A 17,109-nucleotide genomic window follows, 5' to 3' on the forward strand; every position below is an offset into this window, starting at 1 on the left:
CACAGATCATTTACGAATCAGGGGTGCAAGGTCTATACTTAAGGTTAAAAAAGGAAGTTTTGTATGCTCCTCACGTTGAATCGAAGACTAAATGCAGCTATGCCGCTAATTACGCCAATCAGCATTCTAATTGGCGTCCTGATCGGTACGCCGTTGTCACAATATACCGAACTCTCTCCCTGGCTGTTTGCATTCATGACCTTCGCGGGCAGTATCAGTATGGGGTTTAAGGATTTTGTCCATGTGATAAAGCATCCTGGTCCGCTCATCGCCTGTCTGTTTATTCTTCACCTGGCCATGCCGCTTCTCGCCATGATGCTGGGGCATCTGGCCTTCAGTAATGATCCTTATACGATCACTGGACTTATTCTTGGTGCAGCTATCCCTACAGGTATTTCCAGCTTCGTGTGGGTCAACATCTATAAAGGCAACACGGCGCTGACATTGGCGATCATTCTAATTGATACGATTTTGGCCCCATTCGCCGTGCCGGGCATCATGTCCCTGCTGATCGGAGCGGATGTGCATCTCGATACCTGGGCGATGATGCAGAGTCTGTTCTGGATGATTGTCGTTCCTTCGCTAATCGGCATGGTATTGAACGAATGGACTAAAGGGAAGATCAAGCAGGTATGGGGACCTCGGCTAGGCCCGTTCTCCAAGCTGGCTATGGCTCTTGTCGTCATGATTAACGGATCTGTCATCGCGCCTTATCTGGTCGATTTTAATCTCAAGCTTGTTGGAGTATGCCTATCCATAGTCGTCCTTGCTTCCACTGGATATGCGATCGGTTATCTGATATCAGGGCTGATGCGGTGGAATAATGCAGACCGTACGGCGCTTGTCTTTAACGGCGGCATGCGTAATATTAGCGCGGGAGCTGTGCTGGCCATCACCTATTTCCCGGCCCCGGTAGCACTGCCTGTTGTACTCGGGATGATTTTCCAGCAATCCACGGCATCTCTGGTCGGATTTCTGCTAAGTCGTCGCGACCGCGGCAACGCCAAGGAAAAGCGCAATACGGCCTCAGTTTCTTAAGCAAAGGGGGCTGGCGGCGGTTCCAGACGATAAAACTCCTCCTTTTGAGGAGGAGTTTCGGAAGGGCGTCTCTATGCGTACATGGTTGGAAGCCTAATTTAAATATGCATGCACAATCATGTAAATGTTCACTTTCCAATCATAACATTTCTATTGAATCGTCTAGGGTAATAAACTAAGCCCCTGTAAAGAGCCTTTCGTGGCACAACGTTCAAGCCACATATTACCCTAAGGAAACTAAGAACGATATACACAGGTTGCAAAGTCTAAAATAGCTTTTGCGTAAGATTTTGAAATTGTGACTTCACTCCATCTTTCTGAAGTTCTGATTGTAACACCTGATTAAAGGTTTGAAGTGCACGCTGGAATTTATTTTCACCTAATTCCGTAATCCGAGTATACACACCTCGTCGATCATCCTCGCATGTATATCTTTGTAAAGCCCCGCAGTTTTTGGCTTCCATTCTCACTACGAGTCTCGATGTCGCACTTTGACTTAATCCCACCAATTCTTGAAGTTGCTGCAGTCGTAATTTTTTTTCCTCGGAATTGGATATAAAACCCAAAACATAAAACTCCTTCAAGGATAAATCATAATTTTGTAGTAGAGCTTGTTCTAACTTATCATTTAAAGTGGAATGGATGTGAGACAAAGACAACCATACATCCAAGAGTTCGTTTTCATGTTGCAAGTTTAGACCACACCATTCTATGTTAAAGTATCTCCACTTCGTTTAACCTATTGTATCAAGCTTAAATGGAATGGTCAAAACCCATACAATATTTTAAATATTACAACCCGTCATCACCGTACCAGTATGCAAATGCAGCATAATGATTCTCGTTTCAGAGCGTCCACTTATTGACAGTAATCCACCTTAACTATCGTCCACGGATATTACATGGTTTATATGTGTTATTGGTCGTATGGTTGGGTTCACTCGAAATTGGTATGTACTACAAAACCAACATCTTCTAAATAAGGTGGGCTAACTCCGCTTAACCACAGGAACATATCATCAAGTGGTTAGGTGAAATCATTTTACCTAATTTTCTACATCGGCAAAGTAAAGATTACTTCAAGTGGATCTTTACCTTCGAAAAAATCTTCATACAATTTTCTGACTTCCATCGAATCTAATTCTTCTTCTTGCATGTTGATTAACCTATCCAACTCTTCTAAAATACTTATTTCCTTTGATGACAACACCTTTGACTTAATAAGCATGTCTTTCATATTAGGAAGTAACCCTCTTGGCCAGCAATCCTCATACACACCTCTGTATGAATCATATAAGAAAGTGATCTGACTTATTCCCGCATATTTCCGAACGTGTGGATGCACTAATAATAAAAATTGAGCAACAATTCCAGAACGCTGGCTTATATAATAGGCTTCTTGTACTTCCTTCATTAAGTAAGATTTGGATTCTACAGAATTAGCAAGATAATTGATGTACATTCTTGAGAGTACGCTTATTAAGTGCTCTTTCTCTAAATTCTCCTCCAACTTCTTAATTATTTCTTTTTCAGTAATTCCCGCTTGTATGAACCCTATTAAACAAGCTGACATCCCTTTCACATCAACAGCTTTTTCAGCTATACATAACATATATTTATCAAAGATTTCCTTGAGGTAGTTTTCACTAAATGTGTAAATGTGTAAATGTCTAAACATTCAATGATCGTTTCTATTAGTGAAGCTTGATCATACTTATCTTCTATACGCGGGAGTAGATCTATCATATATTCAACAAATTCTTCTCCATAATACTCTAGCAAGCTAGGATTATGTTTTATTTTTTCTAATAGTGCAAAAAAAGTTTGATATTCTTTTGTATCATTATTTTGTGTTAGATATTTGAACAGCTCATTAATATATTTAACTTTCTCGTCCACCAGACTTTCTCCCCTTCTATTGTTAGTGTTACTTAATTCAACTTTTTACACGACTTTAGATTACTGGCAATAAAAAAGCAATTCTACAATAGAAAGCTAGTGCCATTGTACTACATGCCACTCAATTCCTTTGGGAGTTTGCTTATAAATAATTCGCATTACACCATTGTTTCCATATTCATCTCGTATATATACAGAATTCCATCCTGCGTAATTCTGCCATCCGAACCTTTAACATTTCCCCACACTTCTTCAACTACCATGTACTCATTAGCAAGCTTGACGATTTTGAATCAGATAGAACCTCTTGCTGAACTCTCCACTTTCGCCATAACAGATATTTCTGTTGTGCTTCCTGTTCATCGTAGCCGTTCTGTATCATGACGTTCAGGATGGCGCGGGGGATGGAATTGGTGTAACCGTACAAGCAACTACGAAACCTTTCCCATGAGATGTCATACAGGACAACAAACGCCCGATGAGTTAGCCCTAACTTCTGAATACATTCCTTAACAGGATGATTCATAAACGTATTCTCCTTTGGAGATGTTTTCCCTTATAGGTTAGACACTCTACAGGCAGGAATCACACCCAGACATACATAAGCATAGGAAAACTCTTGTATTTGTCACATCAGAATTACTCATTAATAACAAGAGAGCCTAGTTAATAACGGTAAGCCCCGAATAGATTCGATTAGATTTCCGCATCTCATCACACTATTTGGATGCTAATCCGATCGGTTCATTATCAGCAAGGGTAAGAATAATCGAATCTTGCTTGGCTTCGCTATCTGTTGTCCGCTTAATTGACGGTGCATGGTGCGCATGGGTTGTGGCGGTACAGCAGATAAAAAACAGATCAACCATGGTAGTATTTGACCATAATCAACCTGTTCAATGTAACGCTATTACGTTATTTAGGGTATAAAATTAAGGTATTAATGTGCGTACAAACATAATGGGGAAATCTTTTTACGGGTATTACATGGGTTATATGTGTTACTACTCATCCATCTCCCAACGAAAGTATTTGGAGAGATTATTGTATGCTTTATTAATATCATCATCTGTGCATTTATTAATAATACGATTCAAAGTTGCTTCAAGTATCTTTTCATTAAAGTCACTTGTAATAAAATGACCATGTCCGATTATGACATCACCTGGACCTACCATCCGTTCTAACCTTTTAGGACTAATTAATTCGAATGAAAACAAGTCTGATGCTCCATTTATGTCCTTAGGACCGATATCTATATGATAAGTAATATAAAAATCGTCTATATCATCACCCCAGTCCTCATATATCTTTGTTAGAGCCTTTATAATAAGCATTTAATCTACTCTCCTAATCCAAAATATCGATATGAACATTTCTAATTTGCTTTGGTGCCCATGTCTTATTATAGTCATTATAATTACGTTCTGTCCTAATCATGATATTTTCTTGGAAATTTGCTCTTACCATATTTTCTCCTGGCTTAAATTGAATTCTAAAAGCCCTCATTCCATCTGCACTTGAAAAACCAATAATTTCACCTGTCGTTTTATCAATAATATCTTTAGCACCCTCACCTACCCATGCTTTACCAGCATTCATTGCCTCTGTACGAGTAGAACTGCCTAGAGTTGATAACCCTTTTGGTGATTGTTTAACTCCAAGAAGAATTTGAGAATCAGTCAAGTTATCTACATATCCAGGATGCCACCATTTAGGTTTTCCCGTACCCTCAGAAGGAGGATCATCCTTCTTATGTGGCGATCCTCCTGGTGAAGCACCGTCATCTTTAGAATGCTTCTTTCCTTTCATTCCAACAATAAACGCAAATGCTGTATCTACTAACAAATGGGCATTTTCTTGTTTGGATCTGTTTATCGTTTTTTCATAAGCAGCATCTGGATCCGTTATGACATTAACGATGTTATCTGCTACGTCTTGCTTTGCTTGGAAGTTATCGGCCACCATTTGACGGATATCTAGATTAGGAAAATTACGTATTCGTTCCCATGTCGCTTCTACACTCTCATAAGCAGAGTTTTTGATTTCATTGAGCACAATCCGCTCAGTCTCATCCAGGTCTTTCATAAAAGGACTTTCCCTATACGGCCCATACTCTTTTCTATATTCGTCAATTGAATTCAGAAAATCAATTAGATATTTCTTCTGTTCCGTCGTGTATCCTTTCATATCATCCCGATACTTGGAACTCATCAAAGCTCTGTCACTATATCGAAAATGGTTGTCCGTCTGCCGCTGATGTTCCATTAATGCGACTATATCTGTGGAGAGATCTTGATTATTATAATAATCATCCAGCGCCTTTTCAAACTGTTGATCCACATTTCTTTGATACCAGCGTTCCCGTATATCAGAGGGAATATCTCTATAGGCTTGGACGGAAGCCTGATTGACTCCCTTTACATAGTTGATGAAGTCATGTATGGATTGTACTTCTCCATACCCTCTGGCACTCGTCCATACCTTACCAAGAAAATCCATCGTCGCATGCCGTTCACGGGCTCTCTGTTCCTCCGCGTGTGCATGTAAGGTTTGAGCAGCAACCTTGGCCGTCTTCCCCAACACCACTCCCCAACCATGGGAAGGGACGCTGGCAATCATGGACAATCCTGCTGCCGCATATTTAACTATGGATGACGGTCCAGAGGAAGCCACTTCGGAACGAATCGAAGCTATTTTTTGACTTGCTGCTTTCGGTATGGCACCCAATACAGGAATAGACGCAGCCACATCACATACTTTCTGGGCTAGTCCCAATACGCCATCGAGTAGACTAGCCTTCGGTGAGCTGGGAGTGTTTACAGCTGACTTAACGGCTCCCTTATCTTTCGATGTAACGCTTGAATTGGAGCTTCCCCCTGTGCTGCTGCTTGCTGCACTTTTCGCCGCTTGCGCCTCTGCATAAGCTTTCACAGACATTAATGGGGGTTCCCAAATCGGTGCTAAATCAGCAACAAAAACCGGTCTTTTAACCGTGCCTTCCAGCTGTACTTTAGCGGACCGTATATCCGTTTCTCCATCCAACACCAAACTACTGCTACCCGCTTTGAAATAAATAGCCTCGGCAGCTTGAATATTCAGCTCCCCGTCCGCATGCAAGGAGAGCGTCTTGCCTGCCGACAATGACAATTCATGTTCACTGACGACCTGAATTCCTGAACCATTCATTGAAATGTGAACCTGTTCCGATTTAGCCGTCACCTTCAGTTCACTGGTACTCAGCTTGATGTCCTTGCCATGAGGAGTCCCCCAATACTTGGTGGCTGGATCAGCTAGCTTGGGCGACGAACTTCGCCCTTGTCGTATGGAGCTTGCCGCATATCCGTCCGCCTCCTTCTCTGTAGGAAAACGGACAGATACTTTATCTCCTCGTTCCGGCATGACGTACCAACCGCTATGTCCTTCGGCGGTATAACTGCTGGCATACGGAAACCACCACGCCTTATCCCGATCTTGTTTTTCATCTACTGTAAGATGAACACGGATTCGGCCTGATTTGGCTTCTAATACACGTCCTTCGAGTGAAGCTCCTGTGAGGTGAGGGCACAAAATCTCTGTTTGCTGAATTCCCTGTTCGTGAACCAGTTCATATTCGTGTAACAGCAACCCTTTCCGCAATTCAGAAGTGACTTCTGCCACCATCCATTGCTCACCATTCCAATTCGTGAGGTCTCCGGGCCTGGCAAACGTTTCACTCTCCATCATGTAGCTGAATTCCGCTGTCCTTTTCGGATCAAAACTACGTCGAGTACGGTAAACCGGATGCTTCATCTCAACGTACTGCCCCTCAGGCATACCAAACCAGAATTTAGGTCCATTCAATGAGATCTCTGGGATCAACACCGTTCCAAACCGGGAAGCCATCCGTTTGAGAAAGGCCCAATCCGTCTCTCGATATTGTAAAGTAAATTCATGTAAGATAGTACTATCTGTTATGTTATCAATAACATCGGCCTGATTGTACTTCTGAATGATTTGCTTGATTAAATTTCCGTAGGGCATTAAGGTATCCTGATAAGAACGCGTTACAGGTGTAATATCCAACTGAATCGTATGAGAAACGGCTTCAAGCTCCACATAATAGATGCCACGCACCATCCGTGTTTCTGCATGGACCAGTAAACCATGGAACAAAATGCGTTCAGGCTGACCATTCTCTGTTTTGGTACGGATAATGACCGGTTCGTTATCCTGATCCTGTTCTATGTAATGATCTCTCTGCTCTTCATCTAACCATCCACTGATCTTTAACCGGGCATGGTCATTTAATTTTCGTTCAATACGCAGTTCGCTTATCGTTTGAAGAGGATATGGACCTGTACATTCCAACTCCGTATACGTTAACATCGTTTGTGTGTGATTCAACTTGTACCTCCTTACTCCAGCGTCTGGCCATCGTCTGTTATCCGAATCATTCCCCCGTATAGGCACGCATTCGAGCATTGATCCAGCAAGGCTGGTTCTCCCTCCACAAGCACATCACTTTTGCCGCCGATCCAGGGTCTGGTGATGACCGGAACACAGTTCGCTTTTTTCACCCCGTAGATATCCACCATGTCACTGCTTTTGACCGCTGGATTAGCTGGACAGGAGCAACGACCGAAATTGCTGATATTGGTTCCTGGCAAGTAATCTGTAACGTTCATTTGCGCTTTATCTTTTACATATACTCCGTGACTGAACGGACGTTTGAGACGTGTCGGTTGCGTACCAAAACTGCAGCTTAAGATCGCCCCAGCAACAACATATCCTTGTTTACTTCCCCGTCCAGCTTGAATAGGTTCCTTATCGGAACGAGACTTATTTGCCATTCTTCTATTCCCCCTTTCATTCCTTTCTTAGTTCGTCTTCACTTCACTGCCCAGAACATTTGTCATTCCGCCCAGCGATACGGTGCTGCCTTTGCTAGTCATTTGAATTTCATTCCCTGCCGTGATTTTCACTTTACTGCCGGAATGAATGGAGATATTTCCTCCTGCTGAGAAATGAATCTGTTTGTCGCTTACAATATGAATACCATCTTTCTCATTTAACTGAATATACACAGCCCCCTCCTTACTGGTGATTACAATTTCATCGGGAGTTAATTTGATTTCCTTGCCGTGGGCGGTCCGAAACAATTTGATGTCGGGATTAGCAAGAGCATGCTGCTCTACACTCTGATTCTTTTGGCGCAAAGATGTACTTGCCATGCCTTCTTCTTCCCGATGGGCGGGGAAATAGAGTAGCACGGTATCTCCCAACTCAGGCATCACGTACCATCCGCTATGTCCTTCCGCAGTATAAGGAGAAACATACGTGAACCAGTGGGCCTTCGTAGGGTCTTGAACGGCATCTATATTCAAATGTAATTTGATACGATCTCGCTCTACCTGAATGACTTTACCTGGTAAAGACAGACCGATAAGCTGTTCGTTAAAGACTTCCTTGTGCCTCAACCCCTTGTGAGAGGTTAAGGTATACACGTGCTGCAGTACACCCTTTTGCATGTGAGTATCTACCTTGTACACGTACAAGCTTTTACCTTTAAAGGTAACGGTGCTGCCTAACTCCAAAACTTGCTCCGCCTCAACCAGATAATCAATAAAATCATGCTCGTTTACATGTGCTGTATCATTGCCGTTAAAATAACGATAATCCGCAACTCGTTTACTGACGGTATAATGATAATTCGTTAAATCAAGTCCTGACGGGGTCTCCTCAACACCAAAATAACACTTCGGCACATCAAACACAGAGGCAGGCGTGAGTGAAGTATGATAACGCGAAGCGATCCGCTTTAGGAACTCCCAATCTGTTTCACGATATTGGACCGCTATGCGACCTAAAGCTGCTCCCCCTGTAGCCGAATCAATAATGTCAAAACCGGGATAATTCCCACCTACAGCCCGCAGCAATTCCTCTACCTTCATATTTTTATCTTGAAAGGACCTGTCTTTTTTGCGAATATCCAGTTTATACGTGTGTGATATAGCCTCGACCTCCAGGTAATACACATCTCGGACAGCTCTGACTTCCATATGAAGTACCGTTCCGTTAAATAGCGGTGTTGGTGTTCCTGCCTCATCCAATTGTGATACACAAACCGGAGAATCGGCTTCGATCAATTGAACATAACTGTCCTGTAATTCTTCAGGTAAAATAGCTGTAAAAGAGAGCCGGGTATGCTCATTCAACCGCTTGGTCATACGCAATTCCTGAATACTCACCAATTCAAATGGTGTAATTTGCAGCCGATCATATGTAATGTTAGTTAATGTCATAAGAGTTACTTTCCTTTCGCTCGGGTTCGATTTTCAATGTTAGCAGCATACTGCGGGCAACGGGCTTCCAGCTCACTATTTCTTCTTCCGTACAGTTAAACGCACACATTAGCGCCCGTCCTTCCAATACTGTAAAAAAAGATAAATTATACATACGAGCATTCCATACTGGCGTCATGAATTCGCAGTATCCTATTCGATTCTCTCCTACCTCCAACACTTCATGGCCAAACCATTCGGTCAACTTCTGGGTTTGTTTTACCACCTGAGCCATCCCATCCGTAAAGTCCTCCAACTCTTCTATTTGCAACGGGCTCTCGGTATGCTTGAAGGTTAAGTTAATCGTGCCTGCCTCATTAGTGAAAATAAAATCTGGGCGATGGTGAGAAGGATATTTTAATAGCTGCTCATCAATTGGCATATCCCGAAAGCTCTTTGGCATTGTTATACTGATGCGTTCATCCACTAAATACCGCTGAGCAAAAACCAAACTTTCCCCTTCAAGCTGCATGAATGTTTGTAATGTTTGCCCAAACGGCTCCTTATCGTGTGCGTGACTTAAAGCTCCATCCTCAGTTAAGGATGGATTATTTTCGGCATTTTCTGATGTTACCGTATGTAGCAAAGAAACAATTTTCTTATCCAGATGTTCCACAAATATCTCCTCCCATTTCGTTACTGCATATCGACTTCCTGAAAGGAGATACCACTCGTTCCCCTCCGCAACAGACTTTCTGCTAATGCCAAATTTACTAATGTACAGGTTTCACGCAAACCTTGAACTTGCAATAAGGGCCTTCCCTCGGTGCGCTCTCGATCTACTACCAACTTCATCAATGTTCCTCCGGGATGAAATGTACTTAGCTCACCTACACAGTTCACTAAAGGGGGCTGAATCATCCAGTACAACTTTTGCTGAGAACGTTCCATATCCCGAAACAAAGCCATACGACTGAAGAGGCTCGGCGTATAGACCTGTAACAACTCATGTACAGAATCAGATACCATCATCCTCGAACCCATCAGAATATCAGGATAAACCGTATAATCGTGACCTTTCACCTTAAACTGTGCGGCATAAGAAGGGGGCCATTCCGTCCAATTATTAATATTTACCATCTCTGCATTGGCTTCTTCGTCCCATATGGGAACAGCAGAATACAACATCCGATCATCATGTTGACAAAGAAAATACTCCACTATGCCACGTCCCTTCCATTGCGTCTGTCCCACATGGTTTCATCCAAATGAAGTTAGATCCCGGGCAACTGGATGCATCCCTAAACTAAATCGGGTTCCATCCAGCACCGCCCCTTTGAAACAGGCCCCCTCTATAGCTGCACCAATGAAGTCGGCCCCCTGCAATATAGCCCCGGTGAAATCAGCATTCTGTAAGTAAGCGCCCTGAAATTTGGCTCCTGTAAGATCTGCTCCTGCAAAACTTACGGGTTGAAAACCAGGTCTTTCCCAACGTTCAGACTGGTATATTCCAGGTACAGCTACTGCATCTCGAAAAGAGGCTTCTCTTAAGTTGGCTTTTTCAAAACGTGCTTCTTGTATCAAACAATCGTTAAAATCAGCCTCTTGTAAATATGCTTTATACCAACAGGAACCAATCAAATTGCCCCCCGTAAAATCACTATTTATAAAGGAACTTTCACTCAAATCAGCATATTGTAGACGTATTCCCTCATAATTTCCTTGAGACCCATCGATCTTGCGGAAAACTTCATGTATGTAGTCGTAGGGCTTTTTTTCCTCTAGCCAGTCTTTAATCACAATGGAATCTTTGACACGCACATCTCGTTTATAGACGACTTCACTTCGATCTAAATATTCTCCGACTCTCAGTTCGAATACATCTTCCAACTCTATTTCATGAGCAAACTGAATATCATCGAACCATTCTTCTGTGATACTAAAACGCGCCAAAGCAATGATATATTGATGAACATGTACTGCCACGTGCAATTTCATCCTCTGAATATCATCTAATCCGATTCTTCCACCGTATTTCTTAGCGTGCTTACTTAATTTCGTCTCCCACTCGTCCAAGTAGCGAAATGCCCAATCTGCATTATAGGTATCTCGACAATTATGGCGGTTCATAAACCATCTCTTATCCATCGCCTCCACCAAATAGGTCGCCCTTCCATTTGCTAATTCGGTACGAAGCATGGAATAGGATATATACCCCAAGGCGTGTTTATCACCTTCTCGCTGCATCAACTTGACTTTCTCAAATATCTGCTCTAGTGAATTGCGAAATGCCTTAGCTAAGGCATGCTTATGATTTTGGAAATAGACTTCCAATGCGAATAACATTCGATGCTTAAGCGGTTCATAGATCTCATTTTTAAAATGTCGAAAGACCTCTTCACGATTCACGCTCTATCTCCTTTCTAGTCGTCACATTTACATAGGCTGCACGCCTCAAGTAGTTGGTTATCTTAAACCGAAGTCTAATTTTAATGATATGTGAAATCATAATTTTCAAGGGTATATTTAACAGTAAATCATCCTTATGTATGTATCGGACAAATTAGTGATTTTGTTTACAGAAAGACCCATAACTGTACTCAATGAAAAAGGGGTGGGTTCACAATTGAACCCACCCCTTCCGAGAAATTAAATATTAATATTTTCTATTATTTTCATGATTAGTTTCTCTTTTTCAATTCTGTTCATTGATTATCTTATAGCTCAGTTTATTTAGGCACCATGATCAGAGCCGATGAATACCGAAAATCGGACTGTATTCTCTTTATCTGGTATCATGTTTGATCAGTCCGTTTTAATTATAACCCGGCACTTTCTATGACTATAAATATAGAGTATCAAGAAGGCTATCTACTTTACTGTTTGTGAGACTGGTTGGGTAGGACTGAATACTCGGTCAAAACGGCGCATCAGTCCTTCAAGCGGGCCGACAGGAAGCCGCGCAATCAGCCAGCCCAGCAGTAGTGCCGCCACTCCGATAATCAGGTCGCCGAACGGAACGCCTTCGAGACTATGCCCGATTCCTATCAGATCAAGAATCCAGACCACCACAAACTGAATGGCATACATGGTCAGCGCCACGCGCCCGACTGCCGCAAAAGGCATTAATACAGCGGAAAATTTCTTCGCCACGAAGCATGCTAGTCCCAATACCAGAAACGAGATTCCCAGGCCTGTAATCGTCTGGAATGACGAAGCGGTGTGCGGAGCCGACTGCAAAAGCATATGCCACATCGGTGGTTCCGTGTTAAGCGGCCAAATTGCGTATTCATCCGGCTGCATAGGAGCAATTCCCTGTGCGCTGATCAGCCATTGTTCAAAACGAAGGCTCCAACCTGGAAGCACAAAAGTGGCCAGCGTTTTGCCTATCACAAGCATAACAATACCGCTGCCTGCGAGTATGAGAGCTGTGCGTATCCTGGTGAGGTCAAAGCGGCCAATGGCCATGCCGGCAACAAATGCAGGAGTCAAGGCGAGAGCTGACATCGGACCTCCCGCGATATCACTAAGAAGATAAGCTTTCGAGAAAATGCTTGATCCAAGAATCATTAGTGGCGGGGCCGTCACGAGCAAAACTGCTGCTGTTGTAACAATTGTGCGGGTCGAACGGCGAAATAACATTAGTGCCAACACAAACATAGCTGCATAGGCAGGCAAAATGACACCATATGGAGTGTTCAGCATAATAAGCAAATATCCGATAATATCAACAAATACGGCGCGTGCCAGCATTCGCGCACGGAAAGCGGCCGTATCCGCTCCCCGATCCATCATGCGCTGTGCCATAATGGAATAAGATATACCCCCGCACAATACGAATAATAGTGTCGTGTTTCCGGAAACAATCGCAGAAACGTTTGGGTTCGATCCGAAGTGCTGCAAGTACATTCCCAGCACCGCCAGTCCTCGTACTGCATCAAGTGCTACAAGACGCCCGGTGCCCCGCCTTCTCCTCGACTCTTCTACAGAGCTTCGAGAAGGAATATCGCTTTGTGTACCGTCGTAGGATGTATTGGATATACCTGCTGTATCTACTGCTTTTTCATCCAATTTATTAGCAACCGTCTTTTCATCTACTTGATTTTCATTCAACTGGCTGTTTACGGAAGAAGCTCGTTTTTTAATATTTTCCTCTCCCTCATACTCTCTGACGAATCTGCTCATCAGCTTTATACTGCTTAGCAACTTGCATTCCTCCCTGAAATACTGAATTCACATTTTTATCAACCTGGTTATGCAGAGGATTGATTTCACGCTATAGTCCAATATATCCTGCAGATGTCGCTAAAGTTTGATCAAGTTGTAAACAAAATGTCACAGTAGGCGAAACCGTTTTATCGCAAAAACAACCTTATTCGCAGTTGATCACTGGAATAAGGTTGTTTGCAATATTATTAAAAGTCACTCAGTATTTTTCGGCGACGGCATTAAAAATTGAATTGGCCAGTAGTCGGAATTGCTGCTGTGAATGAGCGCCATTGGTTAGATCATTGGAGAAAACAGTAAGATTCTTTTTGTTTTCCTTATAGGTGAAGGCCATGATCTTTCCTCTTGCAGCATCGTGACCTGGCCACCAGCCCGCTTTGAAGAAGTTTTCTTTATTACTAATGGTTGCAAGAACTTTTGCGGCTTTAGGTAGTTTCGTAATGTAAGAACCTGAAATGGTGTAGAAGTATTCTTCATTATCGTAAGGGGCTGTAATCACATGATCCTGTTTGACATTTGCCAGGAAGACCCCTTAGCATCTTTCCCACGTCGGTTCAGCAAACGCAAGTTGAGGAACCCGGTTTTTCACATTAGAAGGTTTAAGAACTTTGCCAACGGGTCTGTTATTGCCGAATGCCGTTATATCAAGATAGTATTTGGCTGCCAGCGGATGCAGATCGTCATAAGCCACTGCGAAGTCACCGGCTTCATAACCGGCTCCGCTCTTCATAAGCATGGTGACGTTTATTCTTTTTTTTAGCAGTTCATTGACCACTTAGATGGCTTCGTTATTTGTATTTCGGATTAACACATAGATGGAATGATACAGCATCTCTGTTACCGGAGAGGTTTTGTCCGCAAATACGCCAGCTTCTTTAACCACATCACGTTCAAAACCGCGCAGATCCAGGAAATCCTGCACAATCTCACCTACTACGGAAGCATAGCTTTTCCGTCTGGACCGGTTCCTGGCTTACAGCGGCCGGCGCATCAGGCAAAGGTCGGGCTTTGACGTATCCGTCTTCCATGAAGCCAGAATCAAAACAAAGGCAATAACGATTACGGAAAGGCCTACCTGGGTGCCCGACACCTGACCTGCGCATTGAAATCAGACAGATCCAAAAAGTCCCAACAATAAAAAGAAATTTAAGGATTAGTGCTTGAAAAGAAGCTCTGTGCAGCAACGACTTCACAGAAGCTTCACTCTTGTTTAAAATTATTAGCTATTTCTTTTATGGAGTATCCTTGGACTAGGCGCAATTAAGTACAGTCCTTTGCTAGTCATTACTTACCATCAAAAAAATCCGATCGACTTCCTCTCGAATTTTCAAATCCAGGGTATCCCAGTGATAATCAATTAGTTCTCTATGTGAAGAGTATCCTCCCATCTTTTTTCATTTCTTAATAAATCTATAGCAAGATTTTTGGCAATTCTCAAAAGATAAAACGGATACGATCTTTGGGCCAGTCAAGGGAAGCACTTATAAACCGAATTAAAGCATTCGTGCAACAAATCTTCGGCATCCTGTTTGTTATGCACTATTCTCAAGGATTTCCAAAGAGTTCTGATTTATAAGATAAAAATAGATCCTCTAAATCTTTAATGTCCATATTTTGCTTATTCCTTCCGTTCTGTTTGGTTACAGTGTTCTCTTGACATAAATAACATAGAAATTTTTATCATCTGTCTCCTCAGGCTTTTGGACGAGCATTTGCTGATTCAGGATTCGCTCCCTTTGGATTCGTTATTTAATTTGTCGGTTGATACTGTTTTTATTTTTTCTGCAAATTCAATCGTTTTTACTGGCTGTGGTTTACTACTGAAGATGTCAGAGAGTTTTAAAATATTTAGAACAATACAAATGATAATAATAAACAGTAGTCTTCTTCTCTTAATCCGATGAGCTCTGGTTCTATTATGCGTATAGCTTTTTTCCATAGTATATGTTTCTCCAAAATCTAGAAGCAGTTTACGTTTTATTTTGCGATCATGTGCCAATAAAATTATTCGTATCTCAATGCATCTATAGGCTTCAAGCTTGCTGCTTTATAAGCTGGATATACCCCGAATAGAATGCCTGTACCTGCGGAGCTGAGAAACGAATATATGATAGGCGAGACCGTAAATTCAATGGCCATATGAGAAGTTGCTTCAATTATTTTGGATGCTGCTATACCAGTAACAACCCCGAGGATACCACCCATTAGACCGAAGATAACTGCTTCTGACAGAAATTGAATCATAATATCTCTTGGCTTGGCACCGATAGCTTTTCGAATCCCGATTTCTCTCGTACGCTCTATAACTGAAACCATCATAATATTCATAATTCCGATTCCCCCTACCACGAGCGATATCGCGGCTACACCTCCCAGCAAGTTGCTCATGATTTTATCTACACCTAAAGCTGCACCTACTGCTTCGGACAGACTTGTAACTTGAAATTGATCCGGTTCTGAAGGTTTTAGCTGGTGCGTCACACGCAAGCTTTCCAATATGTCTGAATGAGCCTGATCCATCAAAGCTGCTGACTTGGCGGACACATCCAGAGTGACAATATTCTTCTCACCCAAACGGTTCATCATAGTGGTAGCAGGGATATAAATTTGATCATCACTACCGTAGCTTAAGTTCGTAACTGGCTGAGTATCCAATACTCCGATCACTTTAAAAGGGATCTGTTTAACTTGAAACGTTCGTCCTAATACATTTTGGGTATCTCCACCAAAAAGACGTTGAACCGCTTGGCTTTCAAGGACGGCGACATTCATGCGTTTATCCATCTCATCGTTGGTAAATGTTCTACCCTCGGCAAAGGAAACCTTTTTGACCTTATAGAATGAAGCGGAAGTCCCTACAATAGTGGCGTTATAGTTATATCGCCCCCACGTAGCTTTTGAATTGCTCGTTATATTTGGCATTAATGCATCTATAGACTTCTTTTGTTCCAACGCCTCGATATCAGCCCACGTAAATGAGGCCAAGTTGCTCACAATGACTTCTTCTTCAGTCATTGGCATGGCTGGAGCAACCATAAGCACGTTATTTCCTAATTTGTCGATTTCCTCCTTAATACTGGCCTTAGAGCCATTTCCGATTGCCATAATGGCAATAACCGCCGCTACCCCAATAATAATACCGAGTATCGTTAAAAATGAGCGCATCTTGTTGGTGGTTAAGCTATTCATAGATACACGGATTGTTTCCATCAAATTCATAGGCTTACCATCCTTGATGAAATTCGTCTATTCGTAATACGCTCATCTCGTTCAATATTACCATCCCGAAAACTAATCAATCGTTTGGCATATTCAGCAATTTCCAGCTCATGCGTGACCAAGACGATGGTTTTTCCCAGCTCATTCAAGCCTTGGAACAGCTCCATAATCTCGACGCTCGTCTTCGTATCCAGTGCTCCCGTAGGCTCATCCGCCAGCAGAATAACAGGATTATTCACCAATGCTCGGGCAATGGAGACACGTTGCTGCTGACCACCAGAAAGCTCATTAGGCTTGTTATACATTCGTTCTGCAAGACCAACGCTACGTAGTGCCTCCACGGCTCGTTCCCGGCGTTCCTTGGCAGGTATACCTGCATACATCATAGGTAGCTCTACATTTGCTAATGCTGTAGTTCGGGAAAGTAGATAGAATTTTTGAAACACAAAACCCAGTTTCTGAT

At 42.5% G+C, this 17,109-nt stretch carries 18 protein-coding genes; 1 reads left to right on the forward strand and 17 read right to left on the reverse strand.

Going from position 1 to position 17,109, the window contains the following annotated elements; all coding sequences use genetic code 11:
• The first annotated feature begins 63 nt into the window (after positions 1-63).
• Positions 64-1,038, forward strand: a complete 975-nt coding sequence (locus tag GRP75_RS04745) for a bile acid:sodium symporter family protein (RefSeq protein WP_023986870.1) — start codon at positions 64-66, stop codon at positions 1,036-1,038.
• Positions 1,039-1,304: 266 nt separating this feature from the next.
• Here GRP75_RS04745 and GRP75_RS04750 read toward each other — a convergent pair whose 3' ends face one another.
• The 17 genes from GRP75_RS04750 to GRP75_RS04820 form a co-directional block, all read right to left on the reverse strand.
• Positions 1,305-1,730, reverse strand: a complete 426-nt coding sequence (locus GRP75_RS04750; RefSeq protein ID WP_023986869.1) for a MarR family winged helix-turn-helix transcriptional regulator — start codon at positions 1,728-1,730, stop codon at positions 1,305-1,307.
• Between the two features lie 362 nt (positions 1,731-2,092).
• Positions 2,093-2,650, reverse strand: a complete 558-nt coding sequence (locus tag GRP75_RS04755) for a hypothetical protein (protein WP_237448920.1) — start codon at positions 2,648-2,650, stop codon at positions 2,093-2,095.
• The gene (locus GRP75_RS29500; protein ID WP_237448921.1) at positions 2,638-2,937 is read right to left on the reverse strand and encodes a hypothetical protein; all 300 of its coding nucleotides are present in this window, start codon (positions 2,935-2,937) and stop codon (positions 2,638-2,640) included. Before GRP75_RS29500 ends, GRP75_RS04755 begins: the two co-directional genes overlap by 13 nt.
• A 256-nt stretch (positions 2,938-3,193) precedes the next feature.
• A complete protein-coding gene (locus tag GRP75_RS04760; RefSeq protein WP_069079801.1) occupies positions 3,194-3,463 on the reverse strand; it encodes a preprotein translocase subunit TatA in 270 nt (89 codons plus the stop codon).
• 478 nt (positions 3,464-3,941) lie between these two features.
• Positions 3,942-4,274, reverse strand: a complete 333-nt coding sequence (locus GRP75_RS04765; RefSeq protein WP_069079802.1) for an Imm8 family immunity protein — start codon at positions 4,272-4,274, stop codon at positions 3,942-3,944.
• 13 nt (positions 4,275-4,287) lie between these two features.
• Positions 4,288-7,323 carry a phage baseplate assembly protein V gene (locus GRP75_RS04770; RefSeq protein WP_160788723.1) on the reverse strand — a complete coding sequence of 1,012 codons (3,036 nt, stop codon included), beginning with the start codon at positions 7,321-7,323 and terminating at the stop codon, positions 4,288-4,290.
• Positions 7,324-7,334: 11 nt separating this feature from the next.
• A complete protein-coding gene (locus GRP75_RS04775; protein WP_160788724.1) occupies positions 7,335-7,769 on the reverse strand; it encodes a DUF4280 domain-containing protein in 435 nt (144 codons plus the stop codon).
• 27 nt (positions 7,770-7,796) lie between these two features.
• Positions 7,797-9,221 carry a phage baseplate assembly protein V gene (locus GRP75_RS04780; protein WP_028541097.1) on the reverse strand — a complete coding sequence of 475 codons (1,425 nt, stop codon included), beginning with the start codon at positions 9,219-9,221 and terminating at the stop codon, positions 7,797-7,799.
• Entirely contained in the window at positions 9,208-9,876 is a 669-nt protein-coding gene (locus tag GRP75_RS04785) for a hypothetical protein (protein ID WP_160788725.1), read from the reverse strand. The genes GRP75_RS04780 and GRP75_RS04785 overlap by 14 nt, the downstream gene beginning before the upstream one ends.
• A 20-nt stretch (positions 9,877-9,896) precedes the next feature.
• A complete protein-coding gene (locus tag GRP75_RS04790; protein ID WP_160788726.1) occupies positions 9,897-10,454 on the reverse strand; it encodes a hypothetical protein in 558 nt (185 codons plus the stop codon).
• A 6-nt stretch (positions 10,455-10,460) separates the two neighbouring features.
• Positions 10,461-11,609 carry a pentapeptide repeat-containing protein gene (locus tag GRP75_RS30415; RefSeq protein WP_160788727.1) on the reverse strand — a complete coding sequence of 383 codons (1,149 nt, stop codon included), beginning with the start codon at positions 11,607-11,609 and terminating at the stop codon, positions 10,461-10,463.
• Positions 11,610-12,071: 462 nt separating this feature from the next.
• Complete coding sequence (locus GRP75_RS04800; RefSeq protein WP_160788728.1) at positions 12,072-13,406, reverse strand: DUF418 domain-containing protein; 1,335 nt, start codon at positions 13,404-13,406, stop codon at positions 12,072-12,074.
• A 220-nt stretch (positions 13,407-13,626) separates the two neighbouring features.
• Positions 13,627-13,926 carry a hypothetical protein gene (locus GRP75_RS29135; RefSeq protein WP_202403984.1) on the reverse strand — a complete coding sequence of 100 codons (300 nt, stop codon included), beginning with the start codon at positions 13,924-13,926 and terminating at the stop codon, positions 13,627-13,629.
• Between the two features lie 33 nt (positions 13,927-13,959).
• Positions 13,960-14,163 carry a hypothetical protein gene (locus GRP75_RS04805; RefSeq protein ID WP_237448922.1) on the reverse strand — a complete coding sequence of 68 codons (204 nt, stop codon included), beginning with the start codon at positions 14,161-14,163 and terminating at the stop codon, positions 13,960-13,962.
• 39 nt (positions 14,164-14,202) lie between these two features.
• Complete coding sequence (locus GRP75_RS04810) at positions 14,203-14,349, reverse strand: hypothetical protein (protein WP_160788730.1); 147 nt, start codon at positions 14,347-14,349, stop codon at positions 14,203-14,205.
• A gap of 1,082 nt (positions 14,350-15,431) precedes the next feature.
• A complete protein-coding gene (locus tag GRP75_RS04815; RefSeq protein ID WP_160788731.1) occupies positions 15,432-16,646 on the reverse strand; it encodes an ABC transporter permease in 1,215 nt (404 codons plus the stop codon).
• The coding region (locus GRP75_RS04820) for an ABC transporter ATP-binding protein (protein ID WP_160788732.1) at positions 16,643-17,109 on the reverse strand (467 nt) is incomplete at its 5' end. The genes GRP75_RS04815 and GRP75_RS04820, both read right to left, overlap by 4 nt.

It is taken from the genome of Paenibacillus sp. OT2-17 (assembly GCF_009827695.1).
Taxonomy (GTDB): domain Bacteria; phylum Bacillota; class Bacilli; order Paenibacillales; family Paenibacillaceae; genus Paenibacillus; species Paenibacillus polymyxa_B.

Coding starts and splice junctions, on each gene's coding strand:
- GRP75_RS04745 (WP_023986870.1), top strand. CDS start 64: ATGCTCCTCACGTTGAATCGAAGACTAAATGCAGCTATGCCGCTAATT.
- GRP75_RS04755 (WP_237448920.1), bottom strand. CDS start 2,650: ATGTTATGTATAGCTGAAAAAGCTGTTGATGTGAAAGGGATGTCAGCT.
- GRP75_RS04760 (WP_069079801.1), bottom strand. CDS start 3,463: ATGAATCATCCTGTTAAGGAATGTATTCAGAAGTTAGGGCTAACTCAT.
- GRP75_RS04765 (WP_069079802.1), bottom strand. CDS start 4,274: ATGCTTATTATAAAGGCTCTAACAAAGATATATGAGGACTGGGGTGAT.
- GRP75_RS04775 (WP_160788724.1), bottom strand. CDS start 7,769: ATGGCAAATAAGTCTCGTTCCGATAAGGAACCTATTCAAGCTGGACGG.
- GRP75_RS04780 (WP_028541097.1), bottom strand. CDS start 9,221: ATGACATTAACTAACATTACATATGATCGGCTGCAAATTACACCATTT.
- GRP75_RS04805 (WP_237448922.1), bottom strand. CDS start 14,163: ATGCTTATGAAGAGCGGAGCCGGTTATGAAGCCGGTGACTTCGCAGTG.
- GRP75_RS04815 (WP_160788731.1), bottom strand. CDS start 16,646: ATGAATTTGATGGAAACAATCCGTGTATCTATGAATAGCTTAACCACC.